Source organism: Shewanella zhuhaiensis, from assembly GCF_022484835.1.
In the GTDB taxonomy this organism is placed as follows: Bacteria; Pseudomonadota; Gammaproteobacteria; order Enterobacterales; family Shewanellaceae; genus Shewanella; species Shewanella khirikhana.
In genome coordinates, this window is record NZ_JAKUDL010000001.1 from 420,808 (window position 1) to 435,069 (window position 14,262).

The 14,262-nt window shown below is 55.3% G+C and carries 13 protein-coding genes; 9 read left to right on the forward strand and 4 right to left on the reverse strand.

The features are described from left to right. Positions 1-32 precede the first annotated feature (32 nt). Both MJ923_RS01780 and MJ923_RS01785 read right to left on the reverse strand, forming a co-directional pair. Positions 33-1,292: a DUF4785 family protein gene (locus tag MJ923_RS01780; RefSeq protein WP_240589652.1), complete on the reverse strand. Its 1,260-nt coding sequence runs from the start codon at positions 1,290-1,292 to the stop codon at positions 33-35. A 10-nt stretch (positions 1,293-1,302) separates the two neighbouring features. Then, entirely contained in the window at positions 1,303-2,160 is an 858-nt protein-coding gene (locus MJ923_RS01785) for a lipase family protein (RefSeq protein WP_240589653.1), read from the reverse strand. A 994-nt stretch (positions 2,161-3,154) separates the two neighbouring features. Between MJ923_RS01785 and aroG the strand changes: the two genes are divergently transcribed. Beyond that, positions 3,155-4,210 (forward strand): 3-deoxy-7-phosphoheptulonate synthase AroG, encoded by a 1,056-nt coding sequence (gene aroG, locus MJ923_RS01790; protein ID WP_240589654.1) that lies wholly within the window; start codon positions 3,155-3,157, stop codon positions 4,208-4,210. A gap of 56 nt (positions 4,211-4,266) precedes the next feature. Here aroG and MJ923_RS01795 read toward each other — a convergent pair whose 3' ends face one another. Beyond that, on the reverse strand, positions 4,267-4,443 hold the full coding sequence (locus MJ923_RS01795; protein WP_126165818.1) for a hypothetical protein: 177 nt from the start codon (positions 4,441-4,443) through the stop codon (positions 4,267-4,269). A 367-nt stretch (positions 4,444-4,810) separates the two neighbouring features. On the opposite strand from MJ923_RS01795, the gene MJ923_RS01800 reads away from it, so the two are divergent. The 5 genes from MJ923_RS01800 (at position 4,811) to MJ923_RS01825 (ending at position 9,561) form a co-directional block, all read left to right on the forward strand. Continuing rightward, on the forward strand, positions 4,811-6,595 hold the full coding sequence (locus MJ923_RS01800) for an ABCB family ABC transporter ATP-binding protein/permease (RefSeq protein ID WP_240589655.1): 1,785 nt from the start codon (positions 4,811-4,813) through the stop codon (positions 6,593-6,595). Between the two features lie 70 nt (positions 6,596-6,665). After that, a complete protein-coding gene (locus MJ923_RS01805) occupies positions 6,666-6,923 on the forward strand; it encodes a hypothetical protein (protein WP_126165820.1) in 258 nt (85 codons plus the stop codon). A 439-nt stretch (positions 6,924-7,362) separates the two neighbouring features. Continuing rightward, positions 7,363-7,968 carry a DUF5610 domain-containing protein gene (locus MJ923_RS01815; protein WP_240589657.1) on the forward strand — a complete coding sequence of 202 codons (606 nt, stop codon included), beginning with the start codon at positions 7,363-7,365 and terminating at the stop codon, positions 7,966-7,968. Positions 7,969-8,084: 116 nt separating this feature from the next. Next, complete coding sequence (locus MJ923_RS01820; protein WP_240589658.1) at positions 8,085-8,831, forward strand: ferredoxin--NADP reductase; 747 nt, start codon at positions 8,085-8,087, stop codon at positions 8,829-8,831. Positions 8,832-8,967: 136 nt separating this feature from the next. Then, the gene (locus tag MJ923_RS01825) at positions 8,968-9,561 is read left to right on the forward strand and encodes a glutathione S-transferase family protein (protein ID WP_240589659.1); all 594 of its coding nucleotides are present in this window, start codon (positions 8,968-8,970) and stop codon (positions 9,559-9,561) included. A 97-nt stretch (positions 9,562-9,658) separates the two neighbouring features. On the opposite strand, the gene MJ923_RS01830 is transcribed toward MJ923_RS01825, so the two are convergent. Continuing rightward, on the reverse strand, positions 9,659-10,162 hold the full coding sequence (locus tag MJ923_RS01830; protein ID WP_240589660.1) for a hypothetical protein: 504 nt from the start codon (positions 10,160-10,162) through the stop codon (positions 9,659-9,661). 303 nt (positions 10,163-10,465) lie between these two features. On the opposite strand from MJ923_RS01830, the gene MJ923_RS01835 reads away from it, so the two are divergent. From MJ923_RS01835 to MJ923_RS01845, 3 genes are all read left to right on the forward strand, one after another. Continuing rightward, complete coding sequence (locus MJ923_RS01835) at positions 10,466-11,473, forward strand: extracellular solute-binding protein (protein WP_240589661.1); 1,008 nt, start codon at positions 10,466-10,468, stop codon at positions 11,471-11,473. Positions 11,474-11,554: 81 nt separating this feature from the next. Next, positions 11,555-13,183, forward strand: coding sequence for an ABC transporter permease (locus MJ923_RS01840; RefSeq protein WP_240589662.1), 1,629 nt, complete (start codon positions 11,555-11,557; stop codon positions 13,181-13,183). 1 nt (position 13,184) lies between these two features. Continuing rightward, positions 13,185-14,210 carry an ABC transporter ATP-binding protein gene (locus tag MJ923_RS01845; protein WP_240589663.1) on the forward strand — a complete coding sequence of 342 codons (1,026 nt, stop codon included), beginning with the start codon at positions 13,185-13,187 and terminating at the stop codon, positions 14,208-14,210. Positions 14,211-14,262: the final 52 nt, after the last annotated feature.

Sequence of the window (14,262 nt, forward strand, 5' to 3'; positions counted from 1 at the left end):
GGCGCCTTTTTTACTGCAGGTGCTTACTGGGGTTACAGGCTCAAAGCCTTATCCTGGAATGAAAGCCTTGCCATCTGGCCCTGATCTTTAAGCTCCAGTTCCCGCACATGGAATGGGGCGCCAACACCTGAGGCGGCAATCATTTCTTTGCTGATGGGTAAGCTGAGGCTACCACTGCCATCGAGCCAGGCGGCGGCTTCGGTGCGCAGAATGGCCACTTCCCTGCCACTGGCATCGGTGCCGGTCAGTACCGCTGAGGCGGCAAAACGGCCAGCGTCTGCCAGCTCCAGGCTCAGGTTCAGGCCCACCGGCACGCCATCCTGCCACTGGGTTTCCACCTCAGGGCTGATCCGGGCGCTCGGGGTGTACAGCTTAAAGGCGCTCTTGATGGTGCGCCGTACAGTGCGATTACCGTCGCTGGCTTCAACATCAATCACCAGCTCGCTAAGACCCATGGGGGAGTCGGCGCTGAGGTTGTCAGGCAGGTTCAGCATCAGCTTGTCGCCCTGCTGCTCCAGTGCCAGTTGCAGTTCGCTGTTGCCCTGTTTGAGGCGGGCGCTGGCGTTCATGCCGGCGTTCATGCCATCAAGACCCATGGCCAGCTCGAGGCGGTCGGAGTTGGTGCTGACCAGCATCGGGCTTGAGAGCGTCAGGTTATAGGGGCTGCCTTTCTCTTTCACATTGACCAGATAGCGGGCGCGGCTGTCGAGCGCCTGACGTGCGCTCAAGCGGTAGTCGCCTGCAGGTGCCGCTGCCGACAACAGCAGGGCGCTGGAGTTATCCGTCATCCCCGCAGTGGCCAGTGCCTCGCTGCTTGCCATGGAGCGTACCAGATTGGGCACCTTGGCGCCTTTGGGGGCTTGCAACTCAAGCTGTTCGGGGCTGATGGGGTCGGCGTGATAGAGGGCGCCTGAGCTCATATCGGCGCGGGGAGCAATGCGGATCACCGCGCCGCCCTGGCTGACATTCAGCGTCACGCCCCGGTTCAGCTCTTCGCCGCTGACACTGAACCAGTACTCATTGCTGGCAAGGCTTTGGCTGGTTTGCGGCAGCTTGCTCTGGTATTCGCCGGACAAGGGCGTAACAAAGCCAATGGTATCGCGGCTGGTATTGATGCCGACCGACGTTGGCGCCTGCACATGCATCGGGGCGAAATCCGATGAAATGGGCGCACTCAGGGAAGTAGTTTGTACACTGATGGCCTCGGCCACATTGGTGTCGCCGTCGTTTTGGCAGCCGCCAAGCAGCAGCGCCATCAGCACCGCAGCGGCCAGCTTATTATGCTTATTCATGGGCTGTCTCCTAAATGCGGTTGCGGATAAAGACGTCCAGGCCAAAGCAGGCGCGGCGGCTTTGTTGATGACTCAAAGGCTCAGAGCCCCAAGTCTTCTGCTTGTCTTTGAACCAGACGGTACCGGCGGCACTTTGCGAGCTGCACTCAAGGAAGCCGTCGGAGCAGTCATCGAGCCAGTTCTGGGTGGTTTCCAGCGCGACCTGATATTGGTAACCACCGCAGTAGCTGTCACTGTCCCAGAAGGCGGAGTCTACATCGGAGCCCACCATGGCCTCGAACGGCTTGCCAAGGGCGGGGCGACCGGCAGTGCCATTGAGCCAGTTGGCGTTGTAGTAGGCCATCCAGCTCACTTGCTGCTGTTTTACGGCATCGCTGCCATAACCCAAAATCCAGCCCAGGGTGGTTTCGAAGATATTGCCTTCGGTTACCGCATCCGCCAGCGGGGTGCCGGCGCTGGACGGTGCCAGTGCAATCACCCGCGAGGTGGCGTTGATCACCTTGGGGTAGCGGGCATCCCAGGTGGGGTTGGACAACACCCAGCGCACTACGTTGCCACCGTTGGAGTGGGTCAGCAGCACCAGATCTGTGATGTTTTTACTGTCGATAAAGCTGCCGAGCTGGGTGGCCAGGCAACCGGCTGCCGCTTCGTCCCACATGTATTGGTCGAAGTCGCAGTTGATAACTGTGTAGTTGGCGCTGTTTGGCATACCCTGGCGCACCGAGTTCACAAACTCTGTGGTCCAGTAGTCGTTAAGCGCATCGGTTTGATGACCTGTGCCATGAATAAAAGCTATTCCTGACGCGGCCAGACTCAGGGGGCTGACGGCAAACAGACCCAGAAGCATAAGCGTTTTGGCTGTCTTCATTTGTCTGATCTCTTTAGTTTCTTCTTGTATGGTCTTGTTGAACAGGTAGGACGTCCGACCTGCTTTGTTAACCTATCGCTAACATTTTCACTGGTGCAAGCACTTTAATTGGTACGTTTGTCCATATTAGGGTGTTCGCTCAATACATGGGTTTTAGGTATTTACTCTAAATGCGGAGAGGCCGCCTGATTTGGTTTGCGCTCGCAGGGATGACAGGCCGCGAAGGACAGGAGTCGCGACCGCTGTGAGCTGTGGTAGTTCTGCTATCTATATTGCTGCCAAGCCTTGGCGGCAATATTCATGCTGGCGTTTAAAACTTGCTGCCACTCCTGAGTAAAATTTATACAGAGCTTTGTGTTGTAACCGCTTTACCCTGAAATGGTCATACTCTGTAACGGCTTTGCCCGGGGCCGCTGCAGGGGCTGTGTTCTGGCATTCGGTCTATGTACTCGGTCTATGTACTCGATCCTGGCTCTGTGTTCAGTCACTCCGTCTATGCACTGAGTTCTGTGTTTTCCGCAGGTTTTGCGCATCCGGATGTCGCCGCCTGCTTTTCCTTTTTGCGCTTCGCTTTATGGCTTCCTTTTGGCGCTTCTTTTGAGCACTTCTTTTGAACTTCCCCTGAATACTTCCCTTGAACATTAGCCACTTGAACACTTGGCATTTAACGCCTGAGTCGGTTTCTTCCGGCCGGGTTGAGGCGGAGTCTGTCCAGGGCAGGCACTCTCGATCCCGTTGGCAACTCATGCTCTGAGCCGTGCACTGGGCTAGGCCTCAATTCACGTTTGGGGAAATGCAAGCTGCTAACGCAAAAGCGAAATTAGCAAATTATGAATTTTCAACTTGGAAAAAGTGATTAAATTCAGATGACTAAAAAAGAATTTTTAAATAAATCATATCTTGATTGCTATAGAGGTTATTAATGGCTAAATTGGCTGAGTCATAACAGATAGAGAGACTTTCGATTTAACTTACTCCGGAGCTGATAAAGCCTATGTATTACCAAAATGATGACGTTCGCATTAATGAAGTAAAAGAATTGCTGCCCCCTATCGCTATCCTCGAGCGATTTCCTGCATCAGAGAACGCATCTGCCACTGTTTTTAATGCCCGGAGCAATATTCATCGTCTGCTGGAGAAAAAAGACGATCGCCTGTTGGTGGTGATTGGTCCTTGTTCCATTCACGATCCGGCAGCGGCGCTGGAATATGGCCAGCGGCTGTTGGCGCTCAGAGAGCAATATGCCGACCAGCTTGAAATCGTGATGCGGGTGTATTTCGAAAAGCCGCGTACCACTGTGGGGTGGAAGGGGCTTATCAACGACCCCTACATGGATAACAGCTTTAAACTCAATGATGGTCTGCGCACCGCCCGTAAGCTGTTGCTGGATTTGAACGACATGGGAATGCCCACCGCCGGTGAGTTTCTGGATATGATCACGCCGCAGTATGTGGCCGACCTCATGTGCTGGGGTGCCATCGGGGCGCGCACCACAGAGTCTCAGGTGCACCGTGAGCTGGCGTCAGGTCTTTCCTGTCCGGTTGGCTTTAAAAACGGAACCGACGGCACCATCAAGATTGCCATCGACGCCATTGGTGCCGCCGCAGCGCCGCACCACTTCCTGTCGGTGACCAAGTTTGGTCATTCCGCCATTGTATCGACCAAGGGCAATCCCGATTGTCACATTATCCTGCGTGGTGGCCGCGAGCCAAACTACAGTGCCGCGCACGTGGCACAAATTCAGGCCGAGCTGGTTAAGGCCGGTTTGCCCGACAATGTGATGATTGATTTCAGCCACGCCAACAGCTCCAAACAGTTTGCCCGCCAGATGCTGGTGGCCGAAGATGTTGGCGCGCAGCTGGCCGCGGGTAATCAGGGCATTTTTGGGGTGATGGTGGAGAGCCACCTCAAAGAAGGACGTCAGGATCATCAGCCCGGTGTGCCATTGGAATATGGCAAGAGTGTCACCGATGCCTGCCTTGGCTGGGACGACAGTGCCCGCCTGCTGGAGATACTGAACCAAGCCGTGCTTGCACGCAGAAACCGTTAATCAGAAGCAGGTCTTCAAAAACCGAAAAGGCGCCTTGGGCGCCTTTTTTGTGAGAATCACTTCTTTAAATGTTCAGCCAGATATTCGTTGGCTTTGGCCAGACTGCCGAAGGAGTTAATCAGGTTTCGGCGGCCTTTTTCCTGGATCTCGGGATTGCCTGATTCCATCATCATCCATACCCAAGTCTGGATCAACGTAAGCGGCGGGTACTGAACTTTTGAAGAATCCAACATAAAACTTCCTTAAGTCTTTGTATCTAACAGAAATAAATTCTGTCTATTGCTCTGGGCGTCAGTAGGGAACACTGAGCGGCCCGCTGAAGTGGTCACAGATTAGCAAATTCTTTTTTTTTGTATAACCACGAACTGCCGCGATACTGAAAAAAAATGCATCAGCTAGTAGTAAGTGGTTATACAAATTCATTTGGGATAAGTCAAAAGTATGACTATGTCGCGCTTTATACGGTACCAAATTCTATAAAAGGCCTTGATAAACTGGTTTTGCTCATACCAAAGGTGGCGGGCATTTCGTGACTCGAACTAGAGGCAAGTATTCGGCGGGATGATAGAATGCCTGTCAAATTCCCAAGCTGAATGAGCCATGCGTCCATCTGCCTATTTCGAAGGTCCCATCGATAAACTCAATTGGAAAGTGCTGAAGCTGCTCTGGCCGTATTTGCTGGAGTTCAAGGGGCGCATTTTGCTGGCGCTGTCCTGTCTGGTGGTGGCCAAGCTTGCCAGTGTGGGGATGCCGTTCCTGCTTAAGGAGCTGGTGGATGGCATGGATGAGGGACGAGCTCAGGCGCTGGTGGCTGTGCCCATTGGCTTGGTGCTGGCCTATGGCGGCGCGCGTTTGTTGATGGCGTTGACCGGGGAGATCCGCGACACCCTGTTTGGCAGGGTAACCGAGCGGGCCATCCGGCGGCTGGGGCTCGCGGTGTTTGAGCATTTGCACCGACTTGACCTGGATTTTCACCTTGAGCGGCGCACCGGCGGTCTGTCGCGGGACATAGAACGTGGCACCAGTGGCGTCAGCTTCCTGATGCGTTTTATGGTGTTCAACATAGTGCCAACCTTGCTGGAAATTGGCCTGGTGGTGGGCATTTTCTTGGTTAAATATGGCTGGCAGTTCGCCGCCATTACCCTGGCATCCGTGGTGGCCTATATCGGTTTCAGCGTGGTGGCAACCGAGTGGCGTACCGGCTATGTGCGCGAGGCCGCCAAGGCCGACTCCATTTCCAACACCCGCGCCATAGACAGCCTGCTGAACTACGAAACCGTAAAGTACTTCAACAACGAAAAGTACGAAGCCGATCACTACGACAAGGCGCTGGAAACCTGGGAAACTGCCAAGCGAAACAACCGTTTGTCGCTGTTTGCCCTGAACGGCGGACAGGCCTTTATTATCGCCGCCGCCATGACGGCCATGATGGCACTGGCAGCATCTCAGGTAACCGAGAGCAAGATGACCCTCGGTGACTTTGTGCTGATAAACGCCTTTATGATGCAGCTGTTTATGCCGCTGAACTTCCTGGGATTTGTGTACCGCGAAATCCGCGGCGCACTGGCCAATATCGAGCGCATGTTCGGGCTGTTGGATCAGACGCCGAAGATTTTGAATAAAGACACAGCACAGGCATTTCAGTGCCAGCGCGGCGAGGTGCGCTTTGAGCAGGTGTCCTTCCGTTATGACGAGCGTCCCATCCTCAATGAGGTGAGCTTTACCCTGGCTCCGGGGGAGAAGGTGGCGGTGGTTGGCGACAGCGGCGCCGGTAAATCTACTCTGATTAAGCTGCTGTTCCGCTTTTACGATGTCAGTGGCGGGCGCATTTTAATCGATGGCGTCGATATCCGGGACATGGCCCAGGACAGCCTGCGTCGCGCCATCGCCATCGTGCCCCAGGACACAGTGCTGTTTAACGACTCGCTGCTGGAAAACATCCGCTATGGTCGCCCGGGCGCCAGCGATGATGAAGTGCGGGAAGTGATTCAACATGCCCATCTGGCAGAGTTTGTGGCCTCCTTGCCCCAAGGACTCGAGACCAAGGTGGGTGAGCGAGGACTTAAACTCTCCGGCGGTGAAAAGCAGCGGGTGGCCATTGCCAGGGCCATGCTCAAGGGCTCGCCGATTCTGGTGTTTGATGAAGCCACCTCGTCGCTGGATAGCCGCTCCGAGAAAGCCATTCTTGATGCCCTCAGGGAAGTGGCTGTTGGGCACACCAGTCTGGTGGTGGCCCACAGGCTGTCGACCATAGTGGATGCCGACCGTATTGTGGTGCTCAGTCAGGGCAAAATTGCTGAACAGGGCAGCCACAGTGAACTGCTTGCCAAAGGCGGTTTGTACAGCCGTCTATGGCACATTCAACATGAACAAAAGATGAAGTGAAGTTCAGGTGCGATTCAGCAAACGGCTCGCATAATCCCTTAAAAAACGTGGGAGTTGTAACGGAGTCGCTATGAAAAATATCGCTTTGTTGGTCAATCTGGAAGGCATGCCGGAGAAAGTAACCACGGATTGGAACGCGGTTGCCGCAACATTAAAAAAACGTCAGGTTACTCAGGAAGGTCTGTTGGATATTTATGCCCAGCTGTGTGCCGGACTGAAGGTGTCGACCCGGGGGCTAACCCTGGCGAAGTTGAATACCGACCTGATGTTGGACGGCATTATCCGCGACAGCCAGCCTGCAAGGCAGGCCAGCGTCAGCTTTTATTAATCGGTTTTGCGGATGAGGGGCGGGTTTTGTCGCCATCCCTCACACAGAATAGGGGGCTGCTTACTGTCATCGGCGGGAAGCAGACGGATAATGCGGCCATCCCTGAAGCACAGCTGCTCACCTTCTATTTCCGTCAGTCGGTCACAATTCTTGCAACTGTTACTGCGGGTTTTTGCCTCGGGTAACTTTGGGTTGTTCACAAACAGGATCCTGAGCTGATTGTTGTTGATCCACCTCTCACTTTAATCCGTTCATGTGAGGCAAATCAATCATAGGCCGCACATTATACCCAAGCGAAATTAAGTTTAAATTAAAACTTAAGTCTAAACTCTAAACCCCAAATCACCAGCGGTATGCCACTTTGCAGCGTTAATCGCTAAAGTTGTGCAAAAAATCGCCGATAATAAGTTGATATGCGATCCCGTTATCGAGGTGAGTTATGGAAATCCGTCCCAGTCCGCAAAATCACGGCGCCGAGGTATCGGCCGTTGCCAAGGACAAATCGACCCAGACCGGTCGCAATCATGGCCAGGACGTGGCCGTGGTTGCCAGCCAAAAAACCGCTGCCCATTCCAGCCGGGCATTGATGAATGCCGCTATTCTCTCGGCACAGCAAGAAGTTAACCTCAGTGCCGCCGACGAGCCCATGGTGCTCTTGTACCGTGCAGCCATTGAGGCCATCAACGAGGAACTGGCCCCCGCCATGGGTGAGCAGGCCATTCAGCGTCTGGCGGACGAAGGTGTGGATACCTCGCCCGAGACCACCGCTGGCCGTATCGTCGACTTTGCCACCCAGTTCTTTGCCTTGCATCAGTCGCAAAATGCCAGCCAAAGCTTTGATGAACAGCTCAGTGGATTTATGGACATCATAGGCGGCGCTATCGACCAGGGCTTTAAAGAAGCCCGCGACATCCTCTCGGGTCTTAAGGTGCTTGAAGGCGATATTGCTGCCGGAGTCGACAAAACCTATGAGCTGGTGCAGCAAGGGCTGAAAGACTTTGCGGACAGCTTCAGCCCCCAAGAGTCGCCAGAGCAAACAGAGTAAACTTTGGCCTGCGCCGGCAGTCGGGCTGCGTAAATAAAGGTCTTCAATAAAAAGGGTTTTTATTTCGCGGCCCTGTGCTTATGCTGGAAGCCTGATACACAGTAGCGGGAGCGAACATGTGGGTTGAAGGCACCATTCTGGCGCGGCGCGATTGGACAGACAAACTCTTCAGTCTGCAGATTGCGGCAGACATATCCCCTTTTATTGCCGGGCAGTTTATCAAGCTCAGCCTCCAGCACGAGGAGCGGCGGGTGGCCCGGGCATACTCACTGGTGAATCCTCCCGGCAGCGATTACCTCGAAATTCTTGCTGTTGCCGTTGAAGATGGCCAACTCTCCCCTAAACTTCAGGATTTGAATGTCGGTGATTCGCTGGAAGTCTCGGCCACGGCCACCGGGTTTATGACCCTCGATGAATTGCCCAAGGCTGAAAGCGCCGGGCGTCAGCTGTGGATGCTGGCCACCGGTACCGCGGTTGGGCCCTTTATCTCAATGTTGAAGACCCCCGAGCCCGCCGCGCGCTTTGAACATCTTGTGTTGGTGTATGGTGTGAGGTACGCAGAGGACCTGGCCTACCTCGTGGATTTACAGGCACTTGCCAAGGCCAACCCTGATTTCCATTTGGTGCTTTCCGTCACCCGTGAGCCGATGGCGGGGGCGCTGCAACAAAGGATCCCGCAGGCGCTGAGCTCGGGCGAACTGGAAGCCATGACCGGGCTTACCCTCTCGGCTGAACACTCTCAGGTCATGATTTGCGGCAATCCGGGCATGGTGGCCGAGTGTCAAACACTGCTGCTTGAGCGCGGACTGGCGAAAAACCTGCGCCGGGCGCCCGGCAATATCACGGTCGAAAAATATTGGTAATCAGTGCGTTGTGACATTTTTAGATTAAGTGTTGTTTGCGCTGGCAGGTTCTCGTTCTTGCCTTGCAGAAACACCAATCAAGTTGCTGAAAAACACCTGTGAAAAGTCCACATGCTCCAAAAATAAGGATATAACCATGAAACTTCTGTGCTCTGCGCCTTCACCTTATTCCCGCTTGGTGCGCATTGTGGTGCGCTACCTGGAGCTGAAGGTAGAAGAGATTGGCACCAACCCCTTTGATAACAGCGATGAACTGCTCTCTGGCAATCCGCTTGGGCAGATCCCCTGCCTGTTTTTGAGTGATGGCGCCGCCCTGTACGACAGTGAAGTGATCAGCCGCTACCTGGATGTGACCTATGCCAAGGGACAGCTGTTTGGCGATCCGGCCGCCGACTGGCAGGCGCAGTGTCAGTTTTCGCTGATAAAAGGCCTTATCGACAGCGCGGTGAAGTTGCGTCAGGAGCAGATGCGAGAAGATGAAGGCGTTCGCTCGCCATTCTGGACTGCCCGTTTTGAGCAGGCGTTGCTACGGGGATTCAGGGAGCTTGAGCGTCAGGGGGCCGGCAGTTCAGGGCGTATCGATATCCGCGCCATGGCACTCGTGTGTTTGATTGAGTATGTTGAGTTCCGCCACCCTACGCTGGAGTGGCGCAACCTGGCTCCGGCATTGGCGCTGTGGTTTGACGATATCCGCGAGCTGCCTATTTTTGCCGAAACCCGGCCGAACTGAGCGTTTGGCACCGCCTTGGGATAACACATCAGGCCTGCCATATGCAGGCCTGATGTGTTTTGGAGACGGATTCTGTCTGCGCCCTTAACCGTGCCGGCTACATATCGCTGCGCCTGCGCCCCCTTGGCATCAGCCGCTTATTGGTTTCGCCGAAGTGGCCGTAGAGTTCTTCCGTGAGGCCATATCGTGCCCGCCTGTCAGAGCCGGGCACCCGCCGGTCTTCATAGTGTTCGTAATGGCATTGGCAATGGGCCTGTTGGCAACCCGGTAAGGGCAGGGGCGGGGCATCGGCGGATAAAAAACGTTTTCCATCTATGGCTTGTCTGGCATCGCAGTCTTGATTGCCGGGTGCCACGGCAACACAGTGAAACGGATGCTCACCCTGAGGGATGCTTTCGCTATGGCGCACCTGCTCTTTTACGTCCTCAAGCGTTTCACACAGGGCATGGTCTTTAAAGTGGTTGGCGGCGTGCGCATCCTGCTGATGATGGCTGTGCCTGTGTTTACGGTGGCGCTGATGCCAGTGATCTGACTGGTAGCGGCTATAGAGAAACCAGCCCAGTGTCAGCACCGAGGCCAGGATCAGCAACGACAGTGCCATGGGGTCTCACTCCTGAGTCCTAAACAATTAAGCTTCAGTTTAGTTTAGTTTGCGATACTGCGCGGTTATCGGCTTTACCCTTCCAAAAAGATTAAGATCAAAATCTTTTTAAATCATGACGTAAGATAACATTTCAGCGTTTTTTTGTTGCCAGGTTCCAGCCCTTGAATTACCCTTTATCGAAGTGATAATAATTATCATTAGTTAGATTGATAGAGGACGGAGTTTGCGCTGTTCGCCTGGGCCAATTAGGCCAATACGCAGCTTTGTCTTTCACTGGCACACCTATCACCGGAGTTCGTCATGAAAATATCCAAGGGAGTTTTGCTGGCCGGTCTGGCCTGTTTTGCTGGCTCGAGCATGGCTGCTGACAAGCTGACTGTTTATTCCTATCGTCAGGCGTTTCTGATTGAGCCGATTCTGGCGGAATTTACCAAGGAAACCGGGATTGAAACTCAGGTGGTGTTTGCCAAAGACGGCATTGCTGAGCGCTTGCAGCGTGAAGGACGCCTGTCGCCAGCCGATCTGGTGCTGACATCCGAGTTTTCCAAGCTGATGGAGCTGGTGGATAAGCAACTGGTGGATAAGGTCGACAGCGAGGTGCTCAAAGAGAACATTCCGGCGCAGCTGCGCTCCGGCGATGACGACTGGTACGCACTGACCGTCCGTACCCGCAGCCTCTATTCCTCGAAAGAGCGCCTGGGCAAGCTGGATATTGACTATGAAGATTTGGCCAAGCCTGAGTACAAAGGCAAAATCTGCACCCGCAGCGGCAAGCATCCGTACAACATCTCCCTGGTAGCGTCCATGATTGCCAATAAGGGCGAGGCGGAGACCCGCACCTGGCTTGAGGGCCTGAAGGCCAACCTGGCGCGCAAGCCCCAGGGTAACGACCGGGCGCAGGTTAAGGCGGTGAAAGAAGGCCTGTGCGATATCGCCATCGGTAACAGCTACTACTTCGGCGCCATGATGCAAAATCCCGAGCAAAAAAGCTGGGCCGAAGCCGTTTACATTAACTTCCCCAATCAGAAAAACCGCGGTACCCACATCAATGTGTCGGGTATGGCGCTACCCAAGCATGCTCCCAACCGCGAGCAGGCGGTTAAGCTGATGGAGTTCCTGGCCTCTGACAAGGCTCAGCAGGCCTACGCCGAAGTGAACATGGAATACCCGGTGAAGGTAGATGTTAAGCCGTCTGAGATGGTGGCCTCCTGGGGCGAGTTCAAGGCTGATAGCCTGCCAATCGGTAAACTGGCCGAATACCATGGTGCGGCGGTTAAGCTGCTGGATGAAGTGAAGTTCGATCTCTAATGGCGGGATAGCCAGGGGAGGGCTCAGGCCTTCCCCTACTCATGGCGGCGCCACGGGAAGGCGCCGTAACCGGAAATTTCTATGGTTGTTGGATTGCCCAAGCGCTGGTCGTTTCTGGGTTTTTTTATTGCATTCCTGCTGCTGACTCCGCTGCTTGCTCTGCTGGTCACCGCTACCTTGCCCGATGGCGAGGTTTTTTCGCATCTGTTTGATACGGTTTTGCCCACCTATGTGGCCAATACGGCGCTGCTGATGCTGGGGGTATCGCTGTTGTCGGTGCTGTTCGCCGTGCCCGCCGCCTGGTTGGTGGCCCGCTGCGAACTGCCTGCGAGGCAGTTTTTCCAGTGGTCGCTGCTGTTGCCGCTGGCCATGCCTGGTTATGTGGTCGCCTACGTGTATACCGATCTTTTGGATTACCCCGGACCTGTGCAGCGCTTTGTGCGGGGCCTGCTGGATGCCACTGGTCCAGGAGACTATTACTTCCCTGAAATCCGCAGCCTTGGCGGCGCTACTGTGATGCTGGCGTTGGTGCTGTTTCCCTATGTTTTTCTGCTGGCCCGCACCGCTTTTATGGAGCAGTCGCTAAGTCTGCTGCAGGCATCGCGCATCATGGGTGCCAGCGAGAAGGCCAGTTTCTGGCGGCTGGCGCTGCCGATGGCACGGCCCGCCATCGCCGCCGGTGTCGCTCTGGTGGCCATGGAGACCGCCGCCGATTTCGCTACCGTCAGCTATTTTGCAGTGCCTACACTCACCACGGCGGTGTACGACACCTGGCTTGGTTACGGCAGCCTGGCGTCGGCATCCAAGCTATCAATGATTATCCTGGTGGCAGTATTTTTACTGATTTACCTTGAGCGCTTCGCCAGACGTCGGCAACAGCTGTTTCAGCGTCAGGCGCTGACCGGGCAAATCCCCCGTCTGAACATTGGCCCCTGGCGTTGGCTGGGTGTGGCTTACTGCGGGACGCTGCTGTTTGCTTCTTTCCTGCTGCCGCTTGGGATCCTGATTGGCTACGCCATCAATTATTTCGATGTGAGTTGGCAAAGCGAATTTTGGCAATACAGCTGGAACAGTTTCTCCCTATCGGCCCTGACAGCGCTGCTGTGTGTGGTGCTGGCGTTGGCACTGCTGTTCGTAGGGCGAATCAGCCCAAGGCCGCAGGACGGCTGGCCTGCCAGACTCGGCGCCACCGGCTATGCGCTGCCGGGCACTGTGCTGGCCATTGGGGTATTGGGGCCGCTGACCTGGCTCGATTTCGGTATCAACGATCTGTGTGCCTGGCTGGGCCTTGATGGCCCCGGGCTGCTGTTTACCGGTAGCAGCGCCGCGCTGGTGTTTGCATTTTGCGTGCGTTTTGCTGCCATTGCCATTGGCGGTATCGAAAACTCATGGCGCAGACTGTCACCGTCGCTCGATATGGCGGCGCTCTCCATGGGCAAGGGGCCGGTGGCGCTCTTTTTCAAGGTGCACTTACCGCTGCTGCGTACCGGCATTCTGGCATCGCTGCTGCTGGTGTTTATCGAAGCCATGAAAGAACTGCCGGCGGCGCTGCTGCTCAGGCCCATTGGCTTTGAAAACCTTGCCACCCATGTATTTGAGTTCGTCTCGGACGAGCGGCTTGAGCAGGGGGCCCTTGCCGCGGTTGTGATCGTGCTGGTGGGGCTTATCCCACTGATTTTCCTGAATCGAAGTCTTGAGAAGGAGGGCTGAAATGTCCACCCTGCAAATCGACAATCTGCACAGTGACTACCGCGGCGCCGCCGTGCTCAAAGGACTGTCACTGACCCTGGTCCAGGGGGAAATCGTCGCCCTGCTTGGCCCCAGTGGCTGCGGTAAAACCACGCTGCTGCGTGCCATTGCCGGACTTCAGGATATCAGCCAGGGCAAGATTGCTATCAATGGCGCCGCTGTGAGTGGTGATGGGGTATTTGTACCGCCGGAGAAGCGCGGTATTGGTATGATTTTTCAGGATTATGCGCTATTTCCCCATCTGACAGTGGCCGACAATATTCTCTTTGGCGTACGGGGCCTTGATAAAGCAGCCAGAGCGCAGCGGCTCGATGAAATGCTCGCTCTGGTCAAGCTCGATGGCCTCGGCAGTCGTTATCCGCACGAGCTGTCCGGCGGCCAGCAGCAAAGGGTGTCGATTGCACGTGCGCTGGCTTATGAGCCGCAGCTGCTGTTGCTGGATGAGCCTTTTTCCAACATTGATGCCCAGGTGCGCCGGGCACTGATGCTCGAAATCCGAGCCATCCTCAAGGCCCGCAATGTCAGCGCAGTATTCGTCACCCACAGCAAGGATGAAGCCTTTGCCTTTGCCGACACCCTGGCATTGTTTGAAGAAGGGCGCATAGTGCAGCACGGGGTGCCGGAGGTGCTGTATCAGCAGCCGAAAACCCCTTATGTGGCCGACTTCCTCGGCGCCAGCAACTATCTGGCGGTTACCGTCAGTGACCATGGTCTTAAGAGCCCCCTTGGCAGTCATCTGCTTGGCGAAGGCAACCGCAACCTGCCCGCAGCCGGTCAGTGGCTGCTGCGCCCGGAAGAGATTGAGATTGAAGCGGCAGATGATGGTGAAGGCGAAATCCTAGAGCGGCGCTTCCTCGGCAATGGCTGCCACTATCTGGTGCGCCTTGGGGAGCAGGTGCTGGATATTCACAGCCATCTGGCCCATCTGGCCACCGGCAGTCGGGTACGACTGAAGGCGGAGGCAATTTCGCCGGTCATCTTTCCTTAAACAGGTGATTTACAGCTGAAAACTGTGTAGTTTGTGAGCACGGAGGTACTCG